The sequence below is a fragment of the Wigglesworthia glossinidia endosymbiont of Glossina morsitans morsitans (Yale colony) genome, assembly GCF_000247565.1.
Classification (GTDB): Bacteria; Pseudomonadota; Gammaproteobacteria; order Enterobacterales; family Enterobacteriaceae; genus Wigglesworthia; species Wigglesworthia glossinidia_B.
On record NC_016893.1, the window covers coordinates 13,678 to 38,808 of the forward strand.

21 protein-coding genes are annotated in these 25,131 nt (G+C 23.8%); 13 read left to right on the forward strand and 8 right to left on the reverse strand.

Annotation, left to right across the window (positions count from 1 at the left end; all coding sequences use genetic code 11):
- Position 1: 1 nt before the first annotated feature.
- Genes yidC through rpmH form a run of 4 tightly spaced genes read right to left on the reverse strand, consistent with a single transcriptional unit; the run spans position 2 to position 2,340 of the window.
- Complete coding sequence (yidC, locus tag WIGMOR_RS00065) at positions 2 to 1,627, reverse strand: membrane protein insertase YidC (RefSeq protein ID WP_014353814.1); 1,626 nt, start codon at positions 1,625 to 1,627, stop codon at positions 2 to 4.
- Between the two features lie 21 nt (positions 1,628 to 1,648).
- Positions 1,649 to 1,867, reverse strand: coding sequence for a membrane protein insertion efficiency factor YidD (yidD, locus tag WIGMOR_RS03565; RefSeq protein WP_014353815.1), 219 nt, complete (start codon positions 1,865 to 1,867; stop codon positions 1,649 to 1,651).
- Entirely contained in the window at positions 1,843 to 2,190 is a 348-nt protein-coding gene (rnpA, locus tag WIGMOR_RS00075; protein ID WP_014353816.1) for a ribonuclease P protein component, read from the reverse strand. Before rnpA ends, yidD begins: the two co-directional genes overlap by 25 nt.
- Positions 2,191 to 2,202: 12 nt before the next feature.
- A complete protein-coding gene (gene rpmH, locus WIGMOR_RS00080) occupies positions 2,203 to 2,340 on the reverse strand; it encodes a 50S ribosomal protein L34 (protein WP_014353817.1) in 138 nt (45 codons plus the stop codon).
- Between the two features lie 450 nt (positions 2,341 to 2,790).
- Between rpmH and dnaN the strand changes: the two genes are divergently transcribed.
- The 8 genes from dnaN to WIGMOR_RS00120 all read left to right on the forward strand — a co-directional run bounded on the left by dnaN (position 2,791) and on the right by WIGMOR_RS00120 (position 12,855).
- A complete protein-coding gene (gene dnaN / locus WIGMOR_RS00085) occupies positions 2,791 to 3,900 on the forward strand; it encodes a DNA polymerase III subunit beta (RefSeq protein WP_014353818.1) in 1,110 nt (369 codons plus the stop codon).
- A 204-nt stretch (positions 3,901 to 4,104) separates the two neighbouring features.
- Positions 4,105 to 6,516 carry a DNA topoisomerase (ATP-hydrolyzing) subunit B gene (gene gyrB / locus WIGMOR_RS00090; protein WP_014353819.1) on the forward strand — a complete coding sequence of 804 codons (2,412 nt, stop codon included), beginning with the start codon at positions 4,105 to 4,107 and terminating at the stop codon, positions 6,514 to 6,516.
- A 135-nt stretch (positions 6,517 to 6,651) separates the two neighbouring features.
- Entirely contained in the window at positions 6,652 to 8,868 is a 2,217-nt protein-coding gene (locus WIGMOR_RS00095; RefSeq protein ID WP_014353820.1) for an LPS-assembly protein LptD, read from the forward strand.
- Positions 8,869 to 8,949: 81 nt separating this feature from the next.
- Positions 8,950 to 9,510 carry a peptidylprolyl isomerase family protein gene (locus tag WIGMOR_RS00100; protein ID WP_041944090.1) on the forward strand — a complete coding sequence of 187 codons (561 nt, stop codon included), beginning with the start codon at positions 8,950 to 8,952 and terminating at the stop codon, positions 9,508 to 9,510.
- A 5-nt stretch (positions 9,511 to 9,515) separates the two neighbouring features.
- Complete coding sequence (locus WIGMOR_RS00105; protein ID WP_041944091.1) at positions 9,516 to 10,145, forward strand: peptidylprolyl isomerase; 630 nt, start codon at positions 9,516 to 9,518, stop codon at positions 10,143 to 10,145.
- Positions 10,142 to 11,128: a 4-hydroxythreonine-4-phosphate dehydrogenase PdxA gene (pdxA, locus tag WIGMOR_RS00110; RefSeq protein WP_014353821.1), complete on the forward strand. Its 987-nt coding sequence runs from the start codon at positions 10,142 to 10,144 to the stop codon at positions 11,126 to 11,128. The genes WIGMOR_RS00105 and pdxA overlap by 4 nt, the downstream gene beginning before the upstream one ends.
- 30 nt (positions 11,129 to 11,158) lie before the next feature.
- Positions 11,159 to 11,944: a 16S rRNA (adenine(1518)-N(6)/adenine(1519)-N(6))-dimethyltransferase RsmA gene (gene rsmA / locus WIGMOR_RS00115; protein ID WP_014353822.1), complete on the forward strand. Its 786-nt coding sequence runs from the start codon at positions 11,159 to 11,161 to the stop codon at positions 11,942 to 11,944.
- 92 nt (positions 11,945 to 12,036) lie between these two features.
- Positions 12,037 to 12,855 (forward strand): symmetrical bis(5'-nucleosyl)-tetraphosphatase, encoded by an 819-nt coding sequence (locus WIGMOR_RS00120; protein WP_014353823.1) that lies wholly within the window; start codon positions 12,037 to 12,039, stop codon positions 12,853 to 12,855.
- 35 nt (positions 12,856 to 12,890) lie between these two features.
- Here WIGMOR_RS00120 and WIGMOR_RS00125 read toward each other — a convergent pair whose 3' ends face one another.
- From WIGMOR_RS00125 to dapB, 4 genes are read right to left on the reverse strand one after another with little or no spacing between them, the layout of a single operon-like run.
- Positions 12,891 to 13,391 carry a dihydrofolate reductase gene (locus WIGMOR_RS00125; RefSeq protein WP_014353824.1) on the reverse strand — a complete coding sequence of 167 codons (501 nt, stop codon included), beginning with the start codon at positions 13,389 to 13,391 and terminating at the stop codon, positions 12,891 to 12,893.
- Between the two features lie 23 nt (positions 13,392 to 13,414).
- On the reverse strand, positions 13,415 to 16,663 hold the full coding sequence (gene carB, locus WIGMOR_RS00130; RefSeq protein ID WP_014353825.1) for a carbamoyl-phosphate synthase large subunit: 3,249 nt from the start codon (positions 16,661 to 16,663) through the stop codon (positions 13,415 to 13,417).
- A 1-nt stretch (position 16,664) separates the two neighbouring features.
- Positions 16,665 to 17,801 carry a glutamine-hydrolyzing carbamoyl-phosphate synthase small subunit gene (gene carA, locus WIGMOR_RS00135; protein WP_014353826.1) on the reverse strand — a complete coding sequence of 379 codons (1,137 nt, stop codon included), beginning with the start codon at positions 17,799 to 17,801 and terminating at the stop codon, positions 16,665 to 16,667.
- A 47-nt stretch (positions 17,802 to 17,848) separates the two neighbouring features.
- Complete coding sequence (gene dapB / locus WIGMOR_RS00140; RefSeq protein ID WP_014353827.1) at positions 17,849 to 18,637, reverse strand: 4-hydroxy-tetrahydrodipicolinate reductase; 789 nt, start codon at positions 18,635 to 18,637, stop codon at positions 17,849 to 17,851.
- A 366-nt stretch (positions 18,638 to 19,003) separates the two neighbouring features.
- On the opposite strand from dapB, the gene ydiK reads away from it, so the two are divergent.
- The 5 genes from ydiK (at position 19,004) to fusA (ending at position 24,650) form a co-directional block, all read left to right on the forward strand.
- Positions 19,004 to 20,080, forward strand: a complete 1,077-nt coding sequence (gene ydiK / locus WIGMOR_RS00145) for an AI-2E family transporter YdiK (RefSeq protein ID WP_014353828.1) — start codon at positions 19,004 to 19,006, stop codon at positions 20,078 to 20,080.
- Between the two features lie 60 nt (positions 20,081 to 20,140).
- Positions 20,141 to 20,728, forward strand: coding sequence for an anthranilate synthase component II (locus WIGMOR_RS00150; protein WP_014353829.1), 588 nt, complete (start codon positions 20,141 to 20,143; stop codon positions 20,726 to 20,728).
- An 840-nt stretch (positions 20,729 to 21,568) separates the two neighbouring features.
- Entirely contained in the window at positions 21,569 to 21,943 is a 375-nt protein-coding gene (gene rpsL / locus WIGMOR_RS00155; RefSeq protein WP_014353830.1) for a 30S ribosomal protein S12, read from the forward strand.
- A gap of 71 nt (positions 21,944 to 22,014) precedes the next feature.
- Positions 22,015 to 22,485, forward strand: a complete 471-nt coding sequence (gene rpsG, locus WIGMOR_RS00160; protein WP_014353831.1) for a 30S ribosomal protein S7 — start codon at positions 22,015 to 22,017, stop codon at positions 22,483 to 22,485.
- A 41-nt stretch (positions 22,486 to 22,526) separates the two neighbouring features.
- Positions 22,527 to 24,650 (forward strand): elongation factor G, encoded by a 2,124-nt coding sequence (fusA, locus tag WIGMOR_RS00165; RefSeq protein ID WP_014353832.1) that lies wholly within the window; start codon positions 22,527 to 22,529, stop codon positions 24,648 to 24,650.
- The last annotated feature ends 481 nt before the right edge of the window (positions 24,651 to 25,131 follow it).

Sequence of the window (25,131 nt, forward strand, 5' to 3'; positions counted from 1 at the left end):
ATCAATTTATATTTTCTGTATATATTCCTTTTCTTTTTAATCCCTTATATATTACATATTGTTGCATCATAGTAACTAAATTGCTCACTATGTAGTACAGTACTAATCCAGATGGAAACCATAAAAAGAATATAGTAAAAATTAATGGAATAAATGTTACAATTCGTTTTTGCATTGGGTCAACATGTGTAGAAGGCGACATTTTTTGTATCAAAAACATTGTTATACCCATTATAACAGGCAATATATAATATGGATCTTTTTCAGATAAATCATAAATCCACAACATAAATGGTGCATGTCGTAACTCTACAGATCCAGAAAGCATATAATATAAAGCTAAAAAAATCGGCATTTGAATAAACAACGGCATACATCCCCCCAGGGGATTAACTTTTTGTTTTTTATATAAAGCTATCATTTCTTGACTTTGACGATGTTTATCTTGGCTAAATTTATTTTTAATATTAACTATTTTTGGTTGCAAAATTCTCATTTTTGCCATAGAAGTATATTGAGATTTTGTAAGAGGATACATTAAACCTCTTACTATAAAAGTAATAAGAATAATAGATACTCCCCAATTGTTCGTATATTTATATATCCATGTTAACATTTTAAATAATGGTTGAGCTATAAACCAAAGCCAACCATAGTCGATAGTTAAATTTAAATGATTTGCTACAGTTTTGATGGTATTTTGTAGTTTTGGACCAATCCATAATGTAGATTGAATATTTTTTTCTTCTCCTTGCAATATGGATATTGGATATGATTTAAAACCAATAATTACTTGATCTTGATCGTAAAAATTTTCAGTATAAAAATGATATTTATACATTTGTTCTGGTATCCAAGCAACAAGAAAATATTGTTGCAGCATAGCAATCCATCCTGACATAGTTGTAATATTTAAATGTTTATTATTTTTAATATCATTAAATTCATATTTTTTATATTTATGATCATCGCTAGAATATGCAGCACCGCGGTACGTATGAAAATTAAAATTGTAATTTTCATTGATATTTTTAGTTTCTATAGATTGTTTTAATTGACTAAAAAGTGCAATTTCTATCGGATTATTTCCATAATTTTGAATTTTATGATTAATTTTGAATGCAAAACTGTTTTTAGTAAATACAAAATTTTTTGTATATTTCATTCCTAAATTATCGTCATATATCATAGATACGCTAAGATTGTTTAGAGTATCCGACAATACATATGTATTTTTTTCGCTTTTAAATATAGGATGTATTTCGGTATTATTATTTTTTATTTTGTAAGATTTAATTAATCCACTTTCAGCTTGATATATGAAATCTTTGGAAGTTTCAAGTAACTTTAATAAGTTTTTATTTTCTAAATCTTCAAAATAAGTACGTAATGATACTTCTTCTATATTTCCACCATAAGTGTTAATTTTTAAAATTAATAAATCTGTAATTATGGTAATAAAATTATTTTGTTTTTCAAAAATTTTATTTTCTATAATATTTTTTTTTTCTACTTTATTTTCTTTATTGAAATTTTCTGGGTCAGAAAATTCAACTTGCCATGTTTCTAACGCTATAAATGAAATGATCAGAAAAGCAATGAATAAAAAATTATTTTGTAAACCCATAAAACATAATCTCGATAGTTTTTATTTTTTTAAATTATAAGGATGACACTTTAACAATCTTTTGCACGCAATATATGTACCCCAAAAAATGCCTAATTTTTTAATAGATTTAACTGCGTATTGTGAGCATGTTATTTTAAATCGACAATTTGATCCTAAAATTGGGCTAATAAAAATTTGATAATTGTATATTAAAAAGATAAAAAAATAATCAATTATAAGTAAAAATAATTTTGCCATAAAATATTTAATTTTTTTTTCAGTACATGATTGTTATATTTTAATATATTTTTTTTAGGATATGCTAGAAAATCAGACTTTATTAAACTAAATTGATTTAACCGAAAACTTTCCTTTATTAATCTTTTAATACGATTTCTATCATGCGATAAATATATATATTTTTTTAAAACTATTAATCCGATACGAGGATGTACAAATATATTTCTGTGATAAAAAAAAATTATCCATGGTGAATAAATTTTTTTAGCATGTTTTAAAATAAAAAAAATTTCTCTTGATTTGGATATACGCATATTTTTAGAAAGCATATTTTTTTTCATTAAATAATTCCATTATGCTACTATCAATTTAGTACGATTTTTTGCGCGTCTTCTAGATAAAATTTTTCTTCCTGATTTAGTAGACATTCGAATTCTAAAGCCATGATCTCTTTTTCTTTTTAAAATAGACGGCTGAAAAGTACGTTTCATAATTTATATTAACCATTAAAAAACTGTTTATAAAATATAGCATATCTTGTAGTTCTTTTAAAAATTATTAAAATTAATATTTTAAATTTTTTCAATATATTTTTAATTTAGAAATAAGAAATATAATGTACTATATAAATTTAGTAAATAAAATATTATTATTTTGTTTAAATTGATAATATATACAATTTTTATATGTGATTGATATGTTCAAAATAATTAGCAGGATTTTAATGTATCTATAATACTCAAAAAAACAGTATTACTAAAAAAAATATACTTCGTATATATTTATATTTTTAAAAAATTATATTGATGTGGTAGTCAGAAAATATTTTAATATAGTATTATTAATACATACTAACACATTTAAGAAATTTAAATTTGATTTTAAAAATTTTTTTATAAAAAATGTATTATATAAATATTTAAATTGAAAATATTAAAACTATGAAATTTCAAATTCAACGCGAACAAATACTATCTATTTTACAAAAAATATATTTAGTTTCTATACAACGCGCTACAGCACCAATTCTTGAAAATATATTAATAAAAATAACAAATAAAACAGACCTTTTGATTATAGGAACAAATTTAGATATTGAATTAAAAAAAAATATCAAACTAACATCTTGCTCAGAAAACGGAGAAACTACTGTATCTGCGAAAAAAATACTAAACGTTATTAGAAGTTTTTCGCCAAAAACAAAGATTGATTTAATTTTAAAAAATGAAAAATTATTAATTTTTTGTAAACAAATTAAATTTTCTTTATCCACTTTACCTGCAAAAAATTTTCCTAGTATAAATATTCTAGATAATCAAAAAGAAATCAGTTTAATAGAAAATAACTTCAAAATGTTACTTGAATCTACTTATTTTGCTATGGCCAATCAAGATGTAAGATCATATTTAAATGGTATGTTATTTGAAATAAAAACTAATTGTATACACGTTATTGCTACAAATGGACATCGTTTATCTAGAGCTAAATGTGCTATAAGTAGCAACATTGATTTTGATTATGCTATAATTATTCCGAGAAATGGAATTTTAAATTTGGTTCGTATTTTAGAGAACACAAATAAAACAGTGAAATTTAATATTTCAAAAAAATATATTTGTATTAGCGTTTCAGGATATACTCTCACTTCTAAATTATTAGAAGGTAAATTTCCTGAATACAACTACATTTTCGAAAAAAATTATTTAGATAATAATATAATATTAGTTGATTGTACAATGTTAAAAAATGCATTAAAACGTATTTCTATCCTTTCTGATAAATCAAATAGTATTATTTTAAGTTTAAAAAAAAATTGTATGATAGTTTATATAAAAAATATTTTTCATGAAAAAGCAGAAGAAATATTAGAAATAAATTATATCGGTAAATTTATAGAAATTGGTTTTAATGTAAGCTATATGCTTGATGCTTTAAATACAATAAAATCTAACAAAGTAAAAATATTTATTATTAATTCTAAATCTAGCATTTTAATAGAAGATGAATCGGATTTCGCAATTAATCATATTATAATGCCAATTCGAATATAATACAAAATTAGTAAATATAATTATCGAATAAGCATACTTTATAAAAATAAAATATCAAAATTACTTTAAAAAATTTGATTTTTTTTAAATACTAACTAACAAAAATATCAATATATATTAAAATAAAACTTTTAAAGTTTATTATACTAATTAAATTAAGAAATATTTAATCTAGGCACATTCAAAATTCAAGGAGATACAAAAATGTCACACAATTATACTTCTTCCAGTATTAAAGTGCTTAGAGGTTTAGAAGCAGTTAAAAAACGTCCCGGAATGTATATTGGAGACACAGACGACGGAACAGGATTACATCATATGATTTTTGAAGTTGTTGATAATTCTATTGATGAAGCTCTCGCTGGTTTTTGTAAATCAATCAAAGTTACTATACATGATGACCGTTCTGTTTCTGTCGAAGACGATGGAAGAGGAATACCTACAGATATTCATGAAGAAGAAGGAGTATCTGCTGCAGAAGTTATCATGACTGTATTGCATGCTGGAGGTAAATTTGACAATACTTCTTATAAAGTTTCTGGTGGATTACACGGAGTAGGCGTATCAGTTGTTAATGCACTTTCAGAAAAATTAAAACTTAAAATATATCGATCAGGAAAAATATATGAACAATATTATTTTCATGGAATTCCTGATCAACCACTCAAAACAATTGGAAATACTAAAAAAAACGGAACAGAAATAAGATTTTGGCCAAATTTTTCTATTTTTAAAAAGAACACTGAATTTCAATTTGATATTTTGTCTAAAAGATTAATGGAGTTATCTTTTTTAAATTCTCAAATTTCTATTTATTTAAACGATATAAAGAATCAAAAAAAACAATATTTTCATTATGAAGGTGGCATCAAAGCTTTCGTAAAATATTGTCATAAAAATAAAAATTCTATTCATCCTAATATATTTCATTTTGCTACAGAAAAAGACAATATTTTTGTAGAAAGTGCTTTGCAATGGAACGATGGATTTAAAGAAAACATTTATTGTTTTACTAATAATATTCCACAAAGAGATGGAGGATCACATTTAATTGGTTTTCGATCTGCCATTACACGTACACTAAACTCGTATATGGATCGCGAAGGATATAATAAAAAATCAAAAGTAATTACTACTGGAGAAGATACAAGAGAAGGATTAGTAGCAATTGTTTCAGTAAAAATTTCCGATCCTAAGTTTTCATCTCAAACAAAAGATAAACTAGTATCTTCTGAAGTGAAAACTGCAGTTGAATCTTTAATGAATGAAAAATTTTTTAGCTTTTTATTAGAAAATCCAAAAGATGCGAAAACTATTGTAAATAAAGTTCTGGATGCAGCTCGTGTAAGAGAGGCAGCAAAAAAAATTAGAGAAATGACACGTAAAAAAGGTACGCTAGATATTGTAGGATTGCCTGGAAAATTAGCAAGTTGTCAAGAAACTAATCCATCTTTATGTGAATTATATTTAGTTGAAGGAGATTCTGCCGGAGGATCAGCAAAACAAGGAAGAAACAGAAAAAATCAAGCTATTTTACCATTAAAAGGAAAAATACTAAATGTTGAAAAAGCTCGTTTTGATAAAATGTTATCTTCTCAAGAAGTAGCAACACTTATTACCGCTCTTGGATGCGGCATTGGAAGAGAAGAATATAATCCAGATAAGCTTAGATATCATTACATTATTATTATGACCGATGCAGATGTAGACGGCTCACATATTCGTACTTTATTGCTTACTTTTTTTTATCGTCAAATGCCAGAAATAATAGATCGAGGTTATTTATTTATTGCTCAGCCTCCTCTCTATAAAATACAAATAGGAAAATTAATCAAATATATTAAAGACTATGATGATATGGAAAAATTTCAAATTCAACGCGCAATAGAAGATGCAAATTTAAAAATTAATTCACAATTTCCAATATTATCAGGAAAATCGCTAAAAAAAGTCATGCTTAATTTTTTTGCTATTAAAAAAATGATTCATACGCATGATTCTTTGCCTAAAGAATTTTTGCAATACTTATTACATCAACCTGAATTAACAGAAGAACATTTCTTAAATAAGGATAAATTAACAAACTGGATACGTTCTTTAAAAGATTTTAAATGTTTAAATAAATCAGTATTTTTCACTTATTTGTACGAGATTTGTAAAGACGATACATGCAAGTTTTATAAAATTTTATTAAGAAAAAAAATGTATGGTGTTCAAGAAAAATATGAAATTAATCATACATTTATTAACACTATAGAATATAAAAATATTATCTGTTTATTACGTCAATTATCTTCCATTAATCCAAAATATGCATATGTACAAAAAGGCAAAAAGCGTCAAAAAATCAATAATTTAGAACAAGCCTTCGAATGGTTAGTAAAAGAATCTAAAGTTGGTATTAACATACAACGATATAAAGGATTAGGAGAAATGAATCCAGAGCAACTATGGGAAACTACCATGAATCCTGATACAAGATCAATGATTCAAGTTACCATCCGTGATGCAGAATCTGCAGATCAATTGTTTTCTACTCTTATGGGTGATTCAGTAGAGCCTAGAAGATTATTTATTGAAAATAACGCATTAAAAGCTTTAAATATTGATATATAAATTAAACGATTTAAAATTTTTAAAAATAAAGTTAAAATTTGTATTTTTTAAACTTTAATATTAAAATGTTAAGTGCAATAATTATTGTAAGTTATTTAATCTTAAACTAAAAAATATTTAATATAAATAACTTTTATGAAACAGTTAATTAATAATTTATTTTTTTTTTCTTTTTTAACATTATATGGAATAAAAGCATTATCTAAGGTAACTGGATGTGATAATTTTGATATACTTCAAAAAACTAAGCATACCAACTCTAGCTTACATCTAGAAAAAAATAAATTATATATTTATTCTGATTCTATAAACATTGAATTTCCTAACAAATTTTTTTTTATTGGAAATGCAAAGATATATCAAAATAAATCTTTATTTTTTGCAAAAAAATTTAAAATAATAAATGAAAAACAGCGTACGTTGATTTTTGCCACGGACGATGTGAAATATATTTTTAATTCAGATTTTTATATAACAGGGGTAAAAGCATTTTTTGTTAAACAAACAGGTGATTTAGACTTCTATAAAATAAATTATCATTTTTTTAACGATAATATTTTTGGAAATGCAACTTTATTTAAAATTAGAAATGACAACAAGTTAGTTCTTTTAAAAAATGGATCAATAAGTATATGCAAATATAAATGTTACCTATGGAAAATTTCAGGATCAAAAATAATTTATAATCGCATAAAAAAAACAATAAAAATTTGGAATCCAAAAATATATTTTAAAAAATTTCCCGTATTTTATTTTCCTTATTTAAAAATAAATTTAAATAATAATTTTAATCACTTTGTACCTAGTATAAATTATAATAACAAATCTGGATTCTCAATATTATTTTCATATCAATCAAATTTGTTTAAAAACTATTATTTTTATATTTTTCCAAAATATACAACGAATCATGGTTTTGAATTTAATAACAAATTATTTTATACAAATAATTTAAATAAACAACAATACGTAAACTTTCGTTGGTTAAAAAGTAAAAAAAACAATGATTATATTTGGTTTTTTCGCTGGAATTATGAAGAATCATTGAATAATAATATTAATATTAATGCACATTATTTAAATAGTAATAACTTATTTTATTTCATAAATACGTTTGAATTAAATAAAAAAAATTTCATTGAAAATGATATTGTTACACAGTTAAAATTAAATTTTTCCAATAAAAATTGGAAAATAGAATCAGCATATAGAAAATTTTATGTTTATACTGCAGATAAAGGCGCGTATAATACATCGCCGTACTTATATTTTAAGTATAATGTGAACGATAAAAATATGTATTTAAATTTTCAACTATTTGGTGAATTAACTCAATTTCAAATAAAAAAAGATTTATTTTCTAAAATAACACGTACGCACATAGAACCAACTTTTTTTAATACTTTTTTTTATTCAGGAATTTCATTTAATAATGAAATAAAATTAATAATAATGAATTATTATGAATATAATTATAATAATACTTTTTTAAAAAAAGTAAATAAATATGCGCCTCAATTTAAAACAAATATTCACTTGTTGAAAAATATAATAATTAATTATAAAAGTTATTTCCAAAGTATGCAATTAAAATTTCAGTATGTATATATGCCATATCATAAAAAAAATGATATGAAACTAAAATACGTTCCTTGCATGTTAAATATAGATTATTTTAATATTTCTAATAATATTTGCTATAATTATTTAAATCCATTTTCTCATTCAAATAAAGCAACATTGGAATGGAAAACATATATTTATGATAATAAATATATCGAAAGATTTAATATGTCTTTTAAAAAGATTTTGAATTTTGAACCGTCTTATACAAAAAAATTTCGTCATAAATATCCAAATTTTTTTGGAATTGCTAATTGGAAAATTAATAAATATTTAAAATTAAATAGCGCTTTTCAATTAGATCAAATTAATAAAAGATTTTTGAAATTTGATACACAAATTATATATCAAAAAAATTATTATTCTTATTTTTTAGGATATCGTTTTTTAAGTCAATATTGGATAAATTATTTTCAATTAAATCAAAAAATACAAAATAATATTTATGAAATTCAATTTTCCGGAAAATTTCTATTAAAGAACAGATTCTTTATTTTAGCGTCAAATAGTTACAATTTAAATCCCATAAAATACTTAAAAAATACTTTTAACATAGAGTATAATGCATCTTGCTTTACATATAAATTACAATATGAACAAAAGATAAATTTTCAAAAAAACGACTATAAAAAAATAGAACAAAGTATTTTTCTTAATATCGGTTTAAAACAATCAAATGATGTGTATTTACAAAAAATTGAATTAAAAAATAATATTAACGTGAACTAATTTGAAACTATAAATTTTTTAATATATAATATATTCAAATTAAGAATAAATAAATTTTTAGATAAATAATTACAAAATAAAATGCTAAAAAATATATTATTTAGCTTATTTTTATATATCTTTTATATTAAAAATGCTTATACTAAACTTCAAATTCTGGATGAAGTATCTGCGATTGTAAATCAAGATGTCATCTTAAAGAATGATGTAGATATGATATTAAAAAAAAATTCTTCATATTTACAAAACAGTGCACATTCAGAATCTATTCAAAATAATTTGAAAAATGAAATTTTAAATTATTTAATATGCGACTATATTATAAAAAATAGTACATCACAAAATTCTTTATCACCTGATATTTATAGCACTGAAATTTTTAAAAAAATAAATGAAAAAATTTCTGAAATTTATATTAAATATCATGAAATAAAAAGACAAATTAATATTGATTTCTATGAATTAGATAGTTTAAGTAAAATAATTTTTTTACGAGAAAACAAGATATTATTAAATCTTGCACATTTTATAATACCATTAATACATGATACATCAATTAATAAAATAAATGAATTTAAAAAATCTCAAATATATATATTAAATTTAATTAAAAATCAAAATGTATCAAAAAAAAAATTATAAAATACTTGTATGCACATAATTTTAAACAAGAATCATATTCGGGATGGCAAAATTTACAAAATTTGCCAAAATCACTACATATGATTTTTTTAAATGCATATCAAAAAAAAAACAAAATAGTTTTAATTATTTTAAATAATAATTTACATATATTTCATATACGCGATATCAAATATAAAAAAGAAATTACTTTTTCTAGGCATATCAGACATATATTAATTATTCCAAATAGAACATCTAATGAAAATGACACTTATAACAAATTGTTAAAAATTAAAAATTATATAGAATCTGGAAAAATAAGTTTTGAATATGCAGCAAAAAAGTATTCTCAAGATTTAAGATCATTAAAACAAGGAGGTGATCTAGGATGGAAAATTAATCATAAATTTAATTTATTTATTTTACAAAAAATAAATTATCTAAAAAAAAATAATATTACTATGCCGGTTAGATCTGATTTAGGATGGCATATTATTCAATTAGTCGATATAAAAGCATACGATAATACATATAAAAAATATTTGTCAAAAGCGTATAAAATTTTATTTTTAAAAAAAATTTCTGAAAATATACACTATTGGCTGAAAACAGAATATTTGCTGAATTATATAGAAAAAATCAACCCTATATGAAAAAAATTCCTAGAATTGTCATTACACCAGGAGAACCAGCAGGGATTGGACCAGAACTAGTTGCGCTAATATCACAATATAATTGGGAAGCAGAGTTAGTTATATGCTGCGATCCTGAATTACTAAAAAATCGTGCTGAAAATATTGGAATAAAATTAAAATTATATTATTTTAATAAAAATAGCCCTCCTCAATATACTCAGCCAAAAAAATTAGCAATATTACCGGTAAAAATCGCTCATACAGTTACCAGAGGGTTATTAAACATAAAAAATAGCAGTTATGTTATTGAAACACTAATACAAGCTTGTCAAGGATGTATAAAAAATGAATTTTCTGCTTTGGTAACTGGTCCTGTAAACAAAAAAATTATTCAAGATAGCGGGATCTCTTTTATTGGACATACAGAATTCTTAACAAAAATAGCTAAGTGTCAACATTCAGTTATGATGTTAATATGCGATTCTTTACGTATTGCTTTAGCTACTACTCATATTCCAATTAAATTGGTTTCGAATACTATTACTTATTCTTTAATTCAAAGAACACTTATTACGATATGCAAAACGTTAATAAATCAATTTCGTATTTCTTATCCATGCATATATGTTTGCGGTTTAAATCCGCATGCCGGGGAAAACGGTTATATCGGAACGGAAGAAATAAAAATTATTAAGCCAGCAATACAATCTTTAAAAACATTACCATGTAATATAATTGGTCCAATATCTGCTGATAGTTTATTTCAAAATAAATATCTAAAAAATGCAGATACTATTTTAGCTATGTATCATGATCAAGGATTACCAATTTTAAAATATCTGGGATTTGGAAAATCAGTTAATTTTACCTTAGGATTACCGTTTATTAGAACATCAGTGGATCATGGAACTGCTTTAGATTTATTAAAACCATATGAAATTAATCATGGTAGTTTATATGAAGCAATTAAACTCGCGATTAATTTAAGTAAAGTTAAATAAAAATATTAATAGTATATAAAATTAAAAATTATGTGTAAGCCAAAAAAAAAATTTGGACAACATTTTCTGTGTAATCATAATATAATCGATCAAATCGTAAATTTTGTTAATCCAAGCTTTAACATAGAAATAATAGAAATAGGATCCGGATTAGGTGCACTAACCATACCGATATCTAAAAAATCTAAATTTTTTACTATTATTGAAATCGATAAAAACTTAGTCTTAAAATTAAAAAATAATAAAAATATTCAATTAAATTTAAATATTATAAATCAAGATATTATGAGAATGAATTTAGATCATTTTTTTATTAATTTTAATAAACCCGTAAAAATATTTGGTAGTTTACCATATAATATATCTACACAATTAATATATCGTCTTATCGAACAAACTGAAAAAATTTTTGACATGCATTTTATTTTACAGAAAGAAGTAGCTGAACGTATCTTGGCACAACCTAACAGTAAGAATTATGGGTACATGAGTATCATAATGCAATACTATTGTCGTGTGGAAAAATTACTCGATATATCTAAAACATCTTTTATACCGATTCCTAAAGTAGAATCAACATTAATTCGTTTAATTCCAAATAAAATATTTAAGTTTCCTTATCAAGATTTCAAAAAATTTAAAATGATTATTAAATTAGCTTTTAACCAAAGAAGAAAAATATTAAAAAATAGTTTATCAAAATATATATCTATAAAAGATTTTAAATATGTCAATATTAATCCAAATTTACGTGCTGAAAATTTGAGTATGCAAGAATACTATGATCTATCTAAGGTGTTTTCTCGTAAACATTAAATATAATAAAAAACCTTTTATTCCAAAATATAAAAACAAAATGTTATTATAAATTATTATTTTTGATATTGTTAGAAGGAATTAAAATTTATATGTCAAGATATATTATCGGAGATATTCACGGATGCTATAAAGCATTTTTATCTCTTTTAAAATTAATTAAATTCAATTTTGAAAAAGATACATTATGGATTACTGGAGATTTTGTGGGACGTGGACCTAATTCGTTAGATGTTTTAAGATTTATATATAAATTTAGAAAAAATATTTTTGTTATTTTAGGAAATCATGAAATTAGTTTGTTACTTGCATATATAAATAAAAAAAAATTTAAAATTGATCCTCAATTCATGCAAATTATCCATGCTCCAGATTCCAGTACTCTTATACGATGGTTACGTAATCAACCAATTTTAAAAATTGATGAAAAAAATAAACTCATTATGGTACATGCAGGAATTCTACCAAATTGGAATTTAAATGATTTACTTAAAAATGCTAAAGACATCGAAAATAATTTAAAAAAAAAGCAATATAAAATATTTTTAAATAAAACATGTAAAAAAAATAATATATCAAATAAAATTTGGCATGATAACCTTACGGAAGAATTTCGATTACAATTAAGTATAAATATTTTTACTCGAATTCGATATTGTTTTTCCAAATCTATAATAGATATGCATCACAAAATTTCTCCTAAAAAAGCTCCGAATTTTATTAAACCTTGGTTTAATTTTTATAATACAGTACTTAATGAGTACAATATCGTTTTTGGACATTGGTCATCTTTAGGTAATTATCCTACGCCAAAAAATATTTACAAGTTAGATACTGGATGTTGTTGGGGGGGCGAATTAACAGCGCTAAAATGGGCAAATAAAAAATTTTTTTCAGTAAAATGTCAATAAATTAAAATAACTTTTTAAAATAAAAAATTGTTAATTTATACTTCATTTTTACGTTTAAATATTTTAAAGCAAACATCATATAAATTCAAATAATCCTGTAAAAAATACTTTTCAAATACAAGATTCCACTTTTTTTTATCGTAATGTGGAAAAAATACATTTCCGAATATTAATGCATTAATATCAGTAATATATAAAGTACTTGCTTGAGGCAAAAAAATTTCATAAATTTTTTTTCCACCTATTATCATAATTTCTTTATGTGTTCTAACAAAATTTAGCGCTTTTTTCGGATCATCAGTAAATTGGCACTTATCAAAGTTTTTATTTATTTTTTTATTTTTACTTAATATAATATTTATTCTATTTCGTAATGGTTTTCCTATAGACTCAAATGTTTTTCTTCCCATAATTACTGGTTTGTATATAGTATTTTTTTGAAACCATATTAAATCTTGAGGTAAGTACCACGGTATCGAATTATTATATCCGATTACTCCATGTTTTGCTTGTGCCCAAATAATACTAATGTTCATAATTAAAATATATCTTATAAATTTTATTTTTTTTCGAAATGGATCTGTGCATGTGCTTCTTGTAGAGAAATAATATTTTTTATAGGATCAGTGCCTAAAGCTTTAATAATTGGAAAACATTCAAAATTTCTATCAGAATAAACTTTCTTTTTTAAAGAAACTGACCAAAAATATTTTTTTATTTTTGGTTTCATATGATTTTTATGATCAAAAATTGCAATATAATCGTATTTACCATATATAATGTGTTGTTTTAAGTTAATATTTTTTTTATATATTTTATTTATTAACTTTATATCAATTCCGTATTTTTCAAGAAAAATAGCAGCACGTTCATTCATATCTAATAAAAAACGATATTTCAATAAATATTGTACTATTTTTAAAAAATTGCTTTTATCATTGTTAAGAAATAATAAAAATGCTTTTTTCATTAAAGAAAATTGATAATTGATTTCGATTTGACTACTAAATATAGCTTTCGATAAAGCTTGAAACATGCAGTTATTAATTCCCATGACTTCTCCGGTAGAATACATTTCTGGGCCTAGCATGATATTGCATCCTGGAAATTTATGAAACGGCAACGTCACTTCTTTAACAGCAAAATAAGGAGGCAAAATTTCTTGAGTTTTTTGTTGATCTAATAACGATTTTCCAATCATTACTAAAGTAGATATTTTTGTAAACGAAACACCTGTTGCTTTTGAAATAAAAGGAATACTGCGTGATGCCCTAGGATTTACTTCAATTAAATAAATTTCTGTATTTTGAATTGCAAATTGAATATTTATGAAGCCTACAATTTTTAAAGCAATAGCAATTTTTTTAGTTTGTTCTTTAATTTGGTTTTTAATTTTTTCTGAAAGAGTATATGAAGGAAAAACAGATGTAGAATCTCCAGAGTGAATTCCTGCGTATTCTATATGTTCTAAAATCCCACAAATTAATATATTTTTTCCATCAAAAATTGCATCTACATCTATTTCGATAGCGTGTTCTAAAAATTCATCTAACAAAATTGGGAAATATTGCGAAATATTCTTTATATTAAAACAATATTGTATTAATTCTGATTTATTATATATAATTTTCATCAAACTTCCTCCTAAAACGTAAGAAGGTCGAACAATTATTGGATATCCAATAATTTTGGCATTTTTAAAAACAGATATAACAGTTGTAGAAATAGCATTTTTGGGTTGTTTAAGATTTAAATCGTGCACTATTTTTTTAAATTTTTCTCTATTTTCTGCAACATTAATATATTTTGCTTGTGTACCAAGAATAGGGATATTAAAAGCATCTAGCTCGGAAGATAATTTTAAAGGAGTTTGACCTCCACATTGAATAATGATTCCTTTAGGATTTTCAATTTTTACAATTTCTAAAACATCCTCTAATGTAATTGGTTCAAAATATAAACGGTTTGCTACATCATAATCTGTAGAAACAGTTTCTGGATTACAATTTACCATAATGGTTTCATATTTATTCTTTTTTAACGCAATTAAAGCTTGAACGCAACAATAATCAAATTCGATTCCTTGTCCTATACGGTTGGGTCCGCTTCCAAGAACTAAAACTTTATTTTTATTTTGACTTGGTAAAGCTTCACATTCTTCTCCATATGTAGAATACATATAAGCAGTTTTAGTATTGAATTCTCCTGCACACGTATCGATCCTTTTATATACTGGATGTAAATCGTATTTTGCACGTAATTGCATAATTTTACGATAATTAACATTTAACAAATTAGCTAATCTTGAGTCAGAAAATCCTTTTTGTTTGAGCAAAAAAAGACGTTTTTTAGTTAATCCAGATAAGCCATATTGTACTATCTTACTTTCTAATTCTATTAGTTCATAAATTTGATATAAAAACCAACAATCGATTTTTGTTAAATGAGAAACAATGCGAACAGATATACCAATACGAAATGCATCTGCTATGTACCATAATCTGCTTGGATTAGGTATTAAAAGTTTTTTATAAATAATTGATTTAATATTTTTTTGTTTTAAATTTAAGTTAGAATTAAATCCATCGTGTATATTTAATTCTAAACTTCTTATAGCTTTTTGAAGAGATTCTTGTTGATTTCTTCCAATTGCCATTACTTCTCCTACAGATTTCATTTGCGTTGTTAGTGTTTTTTTGGAACCAGAAAATTTTTCGAAATTAAATCTAGGAATTTTTGTTACTATGTAATCTAAAGATGGTTCAAATGCAATTGGAATTTTATTATTTGTTACTTTATTCATTAATTCATCAAGCGTATATCCTACAGATAGCTTTGTAGATATTTCTGCAATAGGAAACCCTGTAGCTTTTGATGCTAAAGCAGATGATCGCGATACACGCGGATTCATTTCAATAATTAATATTTTTCCAGATTTTGGATTTATTGCAAATTGCACATTTGCTCCTCCAGAATCTATCCCAATTTCACGTACTATTGCAATTGCAGCATTTCTTATTTTTTGATATTCTTTGTCACTTAACGTTTGCGCTGGAGAAACAGCAATAGAATCTCCGGTATGAACACCTATGGGATCAACATTTTCAATTGAGCATATAACAAGACAGTTATCTTTTTTATCACGAATAATTTCAAGTTCATATTCCTTCCATCCAATTAAAGATTCATCTATAATAAATTCAAAATTTTTTAAATGACGAGAAGTTTTTAAGAAGAATTCTTTTAAATCGTTTGTATTATAAATAATTCCACTGTCAGAACCGCCCATTGCGAAAGAAGAACGTACAACAAAAGGAAAATTTAATTTTTTTGATATTTTTAATGCTTCACGTATAGATTTCACGCAATAAGATTGTGCTGTTTCTAAACCTATATTATTCATAGCTTGATTAAATAAAACTCGATTTTCTGCTTTTTCAATAGCTTGTACAGTAATTCCTATGATACTAACATTAAATTTTTTTAAAATTCCTTTATGGCTTAATTTGACTGCACAATTTAGTGCAATCTGACCTCCCATAGTTGGCAAAATTGCATCAGGACGTTCTTTTTGAATAATTTTTTCTATAATATTTATTTCGATAGGCTCTACATAAGTTGCATCTGCTATGTTTGGGTCTGTCATAATAGTTGCAGGATTAGAATTAATTAAAATTACTCGATACCCTTCAGATTTTAATGCTCTACATGCTTGAGTGCCAGAATAATCAAATTCACATGCTTGTCCGATAATAATAGGACCTGAACCTATAATTAAAATGCTTTTTATATCTTTACGTTTTGGCATTTTAATTTCCTATTTTTGCATGTAAATTTTTTTCGATTAAATCAATAAATTTTTTAAATAAAAATAATGCATCTTGTGGTCCAGGGCCAGATTCTGGATGTCCTTGAAAGCTGAACACTGGTTTATTAATAAACTGAATGCCTTGCAATGTTCCATCAAACATAGAAATATGAGTAATCATCATATTTTTCGATAATGTTTTCGGATCAACAGCAAAATCATGATTTTGAGAAGTAATAATAATTTTATTTTTTTTTAGATCCTTTACAGGATGATTAGTGCCATGATGTCCAAATTTCATTTTAAATATTTTTGCTCCTTCAGAAAGAGCTAATAATTGATGTCCTAAACATATTCCTAATATTGGAATATTACTTTTAAGTAATTTTTGAATATTATTGATAATATACTTATATTCTTCTGGATTTCCGGGACCATTAGATAATAAAATCCCGTCTGGATGCAAAGAAAAAACATCTTTAGCTTTAGTATATGCAGGAACTACCGTAATACGGCAATTTAAATTATCTAATTGTTTTAAAATACTATTTTTAATACCAAAATCGTATGCTACGATATGATAAAAAAATTTTTGTGTAAATTTTTTATTTTTGATATATTTTGTTTTATTTTTCCAGACATATTTTTTTTTTGTAGTAACTTGATTTGCCAAATCGAAAGTTTGATTTTTTAAAAAATTTTTTATTTTTATTTTAACAGATTGTACGGTAATATTTTCTTGCGATGAAATGCAACCAACAAACTGCTTGCCCGTCGTTCTAATCAACCTAGTAAGCTTTCTTGTATCGATACCGCTAATACCAACAACGTTGTGCGCTGTAAGAAATTGAGATAATGTTAATTTATTACGTAAATTACTAATAATAGACGAATCTTGACATATAATAATTGCTTTTACTTGAATACACGAAGACTCGTTATCATCTCGAGTGATTCCGACATTTCCAATATGCGGATAAGTAAATGTCACAATTTGATTAAAATAAGATGGATCTGTTATAACTTCTTGATAACCCATCATAGATGTATTAAAAATAATTTCTCCAATAGCTATTTTATCTGATCCAATACTTTTACCATAAAATTGCATACCATTTTCTAATGTTAATAAGGCCATTTATAAACATTTTCTCCATAATTTATAATAAAAATTGTTAAAATATATTATTTCAATTTACTTTTTGTTAAAATATGATTCATGTTAAATAAACCAGATTTTTTTTGATATAACCATATTGCAGATTGAATTGCTCCTAAAGAAAAAATGTTTCTATCATACGCATGATGTGTAATTTCTATACTTTCCCCTAGAAAAGATAGAATAATTTTATGTTCTCCAACTATATTTCCAGATCTAATAGAAGAAACTTTAATTTTACTACTTTGATAATTTCGAAAATTTCTTTTAATGCAATTACATATTTCAATAGCAGTTGACGATGGAATATCAGATTTTTTTCTATGATGCATTTCTATAACATCAATATCAAAATTGTTAATATGAATAACATGAAAAATTTTTTTCAATAAGTTTAATACAATATTCATTCCATAACTAAAATTAGAAGAAAAAAATATTGCTATTTTTTTCGACATTTCTTTAATAATTTTTTTTTGTTTTTTATTAAATCCTGTAGTACCAATAACTATGTTTTTTTTATTTTTGTAGCAAAAATCTAAATATTCTAAACTAGATTGAGGAGATGTAAAATCAATTAGTATGTCAAATTTGTTTTCTATTTTTTCAATGTTATCTTGGGTTAAAATTCCGATTGGATGAATGTTTGCTAATAATCCTATATCTTGATGTACCAATGGTGATTGTTTTCTTACTAATGCAGCAGTATGTATAATTTGCGGAAAATTTAATGCTGTTCGTGTTATTTGTGATCCCATTTTTCCGTTTGCACCAGTAGTAGCAATACGAATACAAGAGATTTTGCTAGTTTGCATATAAATAGATATTAATTTTCATATAGAATATAAATTTAATATTTTTTTGTATCACAAAAATTGTTTAAATTAAATTTAAATCTATTAGCTATAAGTTGATAATTTATATTTTAACAAAAAATTCAAAAAATTTACCTAAAATAATTTATTATATATTTTCAATATATTCCATGTTATTTTGATTATATTTTATATGTATTATTTTTTAAAAAAAATACTTATATAATATAATTTCTTATTTTCAGAATTTAATATTAATCGTTTTAAAAAAATATATATAAAAAACATATTAATTCTACTATAAAAGTGATGCTTTAGATATTTTGTTCATTTAAAAATTTAAAATTTTTATTTTAAGAGTACATTATGAATTTTCGTATACTTTTTAATTCTTCCATAAAGATATCGTTGAATATAATATTTATTGTATTAATATTATTTGGATGCTTATTTATTTTAAAACCTTTTATTTTAAGTTTCTTATGGGCTTCCATGATTGTAATTTCTACTTGGCCTATTTTTATTAAGTTAAAAAAAATTTTATGGAACTCGTATTTTTTATCGGTTTTATCAATGATATTTTTTTTATTATTTTTTTTTATTTTGCCTGTTTTTATCGTAATTATTGCAGTATTTAATAATTTTCCAAAAATAATTTCTTGGATTTCTAATGCAGATATTTATATGCTTTCAAATTTATTTTGGATGAAAAATATTCCAATAGTTGGTGAAAAATTGTTTATTTTCAGTAAAGAATTTTTCTCCGAAAAAAATTTTTTTTTAACTACTAAATTGCAACCATATGTAGGGGAATTGACTAAATGGATATTTCATCATATCATGAGTCTAGGAAATTTATTAATCAATAGTATTTTAACTATTGTATTTAGTACATTTTTATATATACGCGGAAATCATATTAAAAAAGCTATTAAAATTTTTGGAAAATATGTTGATGCTAAAAAAAGCGAAAAAATAATTCTTTTGACCGTAAAATCTATAAGAGCCGTTGCAATTAGTATTGTACTTGCTTCTGTTATACAAACATTTTTAAGTGCCGTGGGATTAATTCTTATTAATGCTCCTGTTATGTCAATTTTAATAATTTTGATATTTATTTTTTCTATTGCTCAATTAGGAGCCCTTCCAGTATTAATTCCAATAGTAATTTGGTTATATCTTGTGGAAGATAATATTACAGGAACAATTTTGCTGGTTTGGTCTATTTTAGTGTCTGTTTTGGATAATATTTTACGTCCTATTTTTATCCAAATTATTGGAATGAAAATTCCTATTTTATTAGTTTTATGTGGTGTATTTGGTGGATTATTATCATTTGGAATAATTGGAATTTTTCTTGGACCAGTAATATTAATAATTTCTTGGCATTTATTTTTTAATTTAATACCTATCTTTTATATTACGAAAAAACGTATTAATTAAAGTGCTAAATATAATTATTTATTAAACTTTTTAAAAAAATTAAATGAACTTTATTAAGTTATGCAAAAACTATTAATTATTGATAATTACGATTCTTTTACATGGAATTTATATCAATATTTTTCTGCAATGCGCACACACGTAATAGTTAAAAAAAATGATGAAATCAGTATTTTAGAAATTGAAAAAATGTCGCCAGATAAAATTATTATTTCTCCCGGACCAGGTACTCCAGAGAACTCAGGAATATCATTGTCTTTAATACTAAATTTTTACAAAAAAATTCCAATATTTGGAGTATGTCTCGGACATCAAGCAATTGCATTAGCTTTTGGCGCAAAAATTATTCGTGCAAATAAAATTATGCATGGTAAAAAATCATTAATTATTCATAATAACAAAAACTTATTTCACAATTTAAAAAATCCATTATATGTCGTACGTTACCATTCTTTAATCATTCAAAGTAATACTTTACCTGATCATTTTATAATAAATGCAAAAAATTATTTATCTCATAAAAATGATCAATATGAAATAATGGCTATTAAACATAAACAGTTTCCTTTGTATGGAGTACAATTTCATCCAGAAAGTATTTTAAGTGATATGGGTTTTGAATTACTTTATAATTTTGTGAAAAATTAAAAATAAATAATTTTTCAAAAAAATATCAGAAATGTTAATAAAAAAATATATAAGATTGTTCAAAATTATCATTCTATTAAAAATTGAAAATAAAATTATATTTTACATAAAAAATATATTTTTCATATAAAATATTGTTATTTTTTTTAAGTAAAAAAAATTTATATTTATAAAATTTTTTTAATTTAATTCAAAAAAAAAAATTAATATATATTTAATATATTATGATTATAAACAAAAAATTAATAATTTTAGTATATTAAAAAAATAAATTTTAATTTTTTTTAAAAGTTTTTTAATATTTTCATTTTTTAAATCAAAAAAAATTTTAATTTTTTAAAATTTAATTAATTTAAATAAGAATATTTTATTTTTTTAAATATTTATAATTTTTTTTATTTTAAATTAATGAATTATATTTAATATAATAATTTTAATAAAATTTATATTTATAACAATTTTTTTAACATAATGAATATTATGTATTAATTTTTATTAAATTAGTTTTTATAGATTTTAATTTTATATTAAAATATGTTTAAAATTAAATTAAAAAACATTATAAATTTTTCAATAAAAAAGAATATAAATTATAATTAAAAAAACAAACTTAATAAAATTTTAAGAAAAACTAAAAAATTACGCTTATTTTTAGAGTATAAAAAATATTTTGGTTAAATATTTTTGTTATCACTTGACACTTGAATATATCACACATAATATAAAATTATATTTGTTTTTAAATGTTTAAAAAAGTCGATATTTAGCTAAAAACATTGATAAAAATTAAAAATTATATTTGATAATGTATAAAAATTATTGATAAGGAACAATACAAATATGGTAACAATTAACCAACTAGTGCGTAAGTCTCGTGCTATAAAAGTTTCAAAAACTAATGTGCCAGCTTTAGGAGGTTGTCCTCAAAAAAGAGGAGTATGCACTAGAGTATATACTACAACTCCAAAAAAACCAAATTCGGCATTACGTAAGGTATGTCGTGTAAGATTAACCAATGGTTTTGAAGTCACTGCTTACGTCGGAGGCGAAGGACATAATTTGCAAGAACATTCTGTCGTATTAATTCGAGGCGGCCGAGTAAAAGATCTTCCAGGAGTACGATATCATACAATTCGTGGTGCTTTAGATTGTGCCGGAGTAAAAGATCGCAAGACAAGTCGTTCTAAATATGGAATGAAAAAAAATAAAACATAAAAAAACATATATAAATTTTAATTAACATATATAACTATATAAATTTTCAATATATTAAAATCGGAGTCGAAATGTCTCGACGTCGCGTTAAAAACTACAAACAAATTCTTCTAGATTCTAAATTAAAACCAGAATTATTATCAAAATTTATTAATATTTTAATGATGAATGGTAAAAAATCGATTGCAGAAAAAATTACTTATTCTGCGCTAATTTCTTTAGAAAAAAAATTAAATAAGGATTACTTAACAATATTTGATTTAGCTCTGGAAAAAGTACGTCCTATCATTGAAGTAAAATCCAGAAGAGTAGGAGGATCTACTTATCAAGTACCTATTGAAGTAAGATCTGCTCGTAGAAATACATTAGCAATGAGATGGATTATAGAAGCTGCTCGTAAAAGAAAAGATCATTCTATGTCTATACGTTTAAAAAATGAATTATCAGATGCTTTAGAAAATAAAGGAGCCGCGGTGAAAAAAAAAGAAGAAGTGCATCGTATGGCTGAAGCAAATAAAGCTTTCGCGCATTATCGATGGTAATAAAATATTTTAATGATATATTTTATAGTATGAAGGAAAACATGAACCATTTAACACCAATAGAAAATTATAGAAACATCGGAATCAGCGCACATATAGACGCTGGAAAAACTACTACTACAGAACGCATACTATTTTATACTGGAGTCAATCATAAAATAGGAGAAGTACATCATGGATCCGCTACTATGGACTGGATGATACAAGAACAAGAACGTGGAATTACTATTACTTCGGCAGCAACAACTTGTTTTTGGTCAGGAATGAAAAATCAATTCAACTTACATCGTATTAATATTATCGATACTCCAGGTCATGTTGACTTTACTATAGAAGTAGAACGTTCAATGCGCGTTTTAGATGGAGCAATCATGGTATACTGCGCAGTAGGAGGGGTACAGCCTCAGTCTGAAACAGTATGGAGACAAGCTAATAAATATAATGTGCCAAGAATTGCATTTATTAATAAAATGGATCGTGTTGGAGCAAATTATTTCAATGTTATTCATCAACTAAAATATAAATTATCTGCTAATCCTATACCAATTCATTTACCAATTGGAAATGAACAAAATTTTTCTGGAATAATAGACTTAATTAAAATGCAAGCAATTTATTGGAATACCTTAGATCAAGGTGTAACCTGTTTTTATAAAGATATTCCAAGTGAATTAAATGCACTATCAAAAAAATGGCATCAAAACTTGATCGAAGCTGCTGTAGAAAATTCAGAAACTTTAACAGAAAAATATTTAAATGATCATTTAACAAAAAAAGACATAAAAAAAGGATTAAGATCACGTGTTTTAAAAAATGAAATTGTACTCGTTACATGCGGATCAGCTTTTAAGAATAAAGGGATACAATCAATGTTAGATGCGGTAATTGAATATTTGCCATCACCACTTGATATAAGCTTTAATAAAATAAATAATAATATTGAAAACATAAATCAAAAAAAAACAGAAAAGACTAGTGCACCATTTTCTGCATTAGCATTTAAAATTGCCAACGATCCATTTGTAGGAAATTTAACGTTTTTTCGAGTTTATTCAGGAAAAATAGAATCTGGAGATACAGTATACAATTCCGTAAAAAATAAATATGAAAGATTTGGACGTATTGTACAGATGCATGCTAATAAAAGAGAAGAAATTAAAGAAGTTAGATCAGGCGATATTGCTGCAGCTATTGGCTTAAAAGATGTTACTACAGGAGATACGTTATGTCATCCAGATCATCCTGTTATTTTAGAAAAAATGGAATTTCCAGATCCCGTAATTTCTATTGCTGTTGAACCAAAAACTAAATCAGATCAAGAAAAAATGAGTATAGCATTAAGTAGATTAGCAAAAGAAGATCCATCATTTCATGTACATAGCGATAACGAATCTGGTCAGACTATTATTTCTGGAATGGGTGAATTACATCTCGAAATTCTTATAGATCGCATGTATCGAGAATTTAATGTGAAAGCAAATATCGGTAAACCTCAAGTAGCTTATAGAGAAACTATTCAAGAAATTATTGAAGAAGAAGGCAAATTTATTCGACAATCTGGAGGTAGAGGACAATTTGGACATGTTTGGTTACGTATAGAACCAAAAAATAAAAATTTAAAAAACGAAAAAAATAAAAATAATTATACTTTTATTAATAAAATTGCAGGAGGAGTAATTCCAAAAGAATATATTCCGGCAATTGACAAAGGAATTCAAGAACAATTAAATAACGGAGTTTTAGCAGGATATCCAATTGTAAACATTTGTGTAACTGTATTTGATGGGTCATATCATGAAGTTGATTCTTCAGAAATAGCATTTAAAATTGCAGCTTCTATAGCTTTTAAAAATGCCTTTATGCAAGCAAAACCAATTTTGCTCGAACCTATTATGAAAGTAGAAGTAGAGACTCCACATGAATACATGGGAGATGTAATTGGAGATTTAAGTCGTAGAAGAGGAATAATAGAAGGCATGCAAGACATAAGTAATTTAATCAAAATAATTACCGCACAAGTTCCATTATCTGAAATGTTCGGATATGCTACAGATTTACGTTCAAAAACTCAGGGTCGAGCTTCATATTCAATGGAATTTTTAAAATATAAAAAAATTCCTCAACATATTACAGAAAAAATTGTTAATTCAAAAATTATAAAATAATCATACAATTTTTGATTTTATATTAAATTTTATTAAGAATATAAATTAATTAATAAAAATTAAATTTTATTTTTATTATAAAATTTATTTTTTTTATTTTTATTAAAATAGATTTTTTTATGTCTATAAAATATAGTTTATATTTTAAATATAAAATTATCTTATTAAGATTAATAAAAATTTTTTATTTTTTTGAATAAAAAAATATTGACGTATTTAAATTAAAACAGTAATATTTCCCACCATTCATTTAAAAAAAATAAATACAAAAAATTTTGTTACAAATAAACTATAGACAAAAGTATCATTTTTAAATTAGAATCATTAAAATTGTGATTTTCAAATAACTTTTAAAAAAATTAATTTTGTTATATATTTAAAATAAAATATCAATTAAAAAATAATAAAAAATAAAGAATCATTAATTTTAGATAAATTAAAATAACTATTTATCAATACGATTTAAAATTTAAAAAAAATT

Bases quoted from the DNA above. Each gene is read 5' to 3' on its own strand.
- yidC (WP_014353814.1), bottom strand. From the start codon at position 1,627: ATGGGTTTACAAAATAATTTTTTATTCATTGCTTTTCTGATCATTTCA.
- yidD (WP_014353815.1), bottom strand. From the start codon at position 1,867: ATGGCAAAATTATTTTTACTTATAATTGATTATTTTTTTATCTTTTTA.
- rnpA (WP_014353816.1), bottom strand. From the start codon at position 2,190: ATGAAAAAAAATATGCTTTCTAAAAATATGCGTATATCCAAATCAAGA.
- rpmH (WP_014353817.1), bottom strand. From the start codon at position 2,340: ATGAAACGTACTTTTCAGCCGTCTATTTTAAAAAGAAAAAGAGATCAT.
- dnaN (WP_014353818.1), top strand. From the start codon at position 2,791: ATGAAATTTCAAATTCAACGCGAACAAATACTATCTATTTTACAAAAA.
- gyrB (WP_014353819.1), top strand. From the start codon at position 4,105: ATGTCACACAATTATACTTCTTCCAGTATTAAAGTGCTTAGAGGTTTA.
- WIGMOR_RS00095 (WP_014353820.1), top strand. From the start codon at position 6,652: ATGAAACAGTTAATTAATAATTTATTTTTTTTTTCTTTTTTAACATTA.
- WIGMOR_RS00100 (WP_041944090.1), top strand. From the start codon at position 8,950: ATGCTAAAAAATATATTATTTAGCTTATTTTTATATATCTTTTATATT.
- pdxA (WP_014353821.1), top strand. From the start codon at position 10,142: ATGAAAAAAATTCCTAGAATTGTCATTACACCAGGAGAACCAGCAGGG.
- rsmA (WP_014353822.1), top strand. From the start codon at position 11,159: ATGTGTAAGCCAAAAAAAAAATTTGGACAACATTTTCTGTGTAATCAT.
- WIGMOR_RS00120 (WP_014353823.1), top strand. From the start codon at position 12,037: ATGTCAAGATATATTATCGGAGATATTCACGGATGCTATAAAGCATTT.
- WIGMOR_RS00125 (WP_014353824.1), bottom strand. From the start codon at position 13,391: ATGAACATTAGTATTATTTGGGCACAAGCAAAACATGGAGTAATCGGA.
- carB (WP_014353825.1), bottom strand. From the start codon at position 16,663: ATGCCAAAACGTAAAGATATAAAAAGCATTTTAATTATAGGTTCAGGT.
- carA (WP_014353826.1), bottom strand. From the start codon at position 17,801: ATGGCCTTATTAACATTAGAAAATGGTATGCAATTTTATGGTAAAAGT.
- dapB (WP_014353827.1), bottom strand. From the start codon at position 18,637: ATGCAAACTAGCAAAATCTCTTGTATTCGTATTGCTACTACTGGTGCA.
- ydiK (WP_014353828.1), top strand. From the start codon at position 19,004: ATGAATTTTCGTATACTTTTTAATTCTTCCATAAAGATATCGTTGAAT.
- WIGMOR_RS00150 (WP_014353829.1), top strand. From the start codon at position 20,141: ATGCAAAAACTATTAATTATTGATAATTACGATTCTTTTACATGGAAT.
- rpsL (WP_014353830.1), top strand. From the start codon at position 21,569: ATGGTAACAATTAACCAACTAGTGCGTAAGTCTCGTGCTATAAAAGTT.
- rpsG (WP_014353831.1), top strand. From the start codon at position 22,015: ATGTCTCGACGTCGCGTTAAAAACTACAAACAAATTCTTCTAGATTCT.
- fusA (WP_014353832.1), top strand. From the start codon at position 22,527: ATGAACCATTTAACACCAATAGAAAATTATAGAAACATCGGAATCAGC.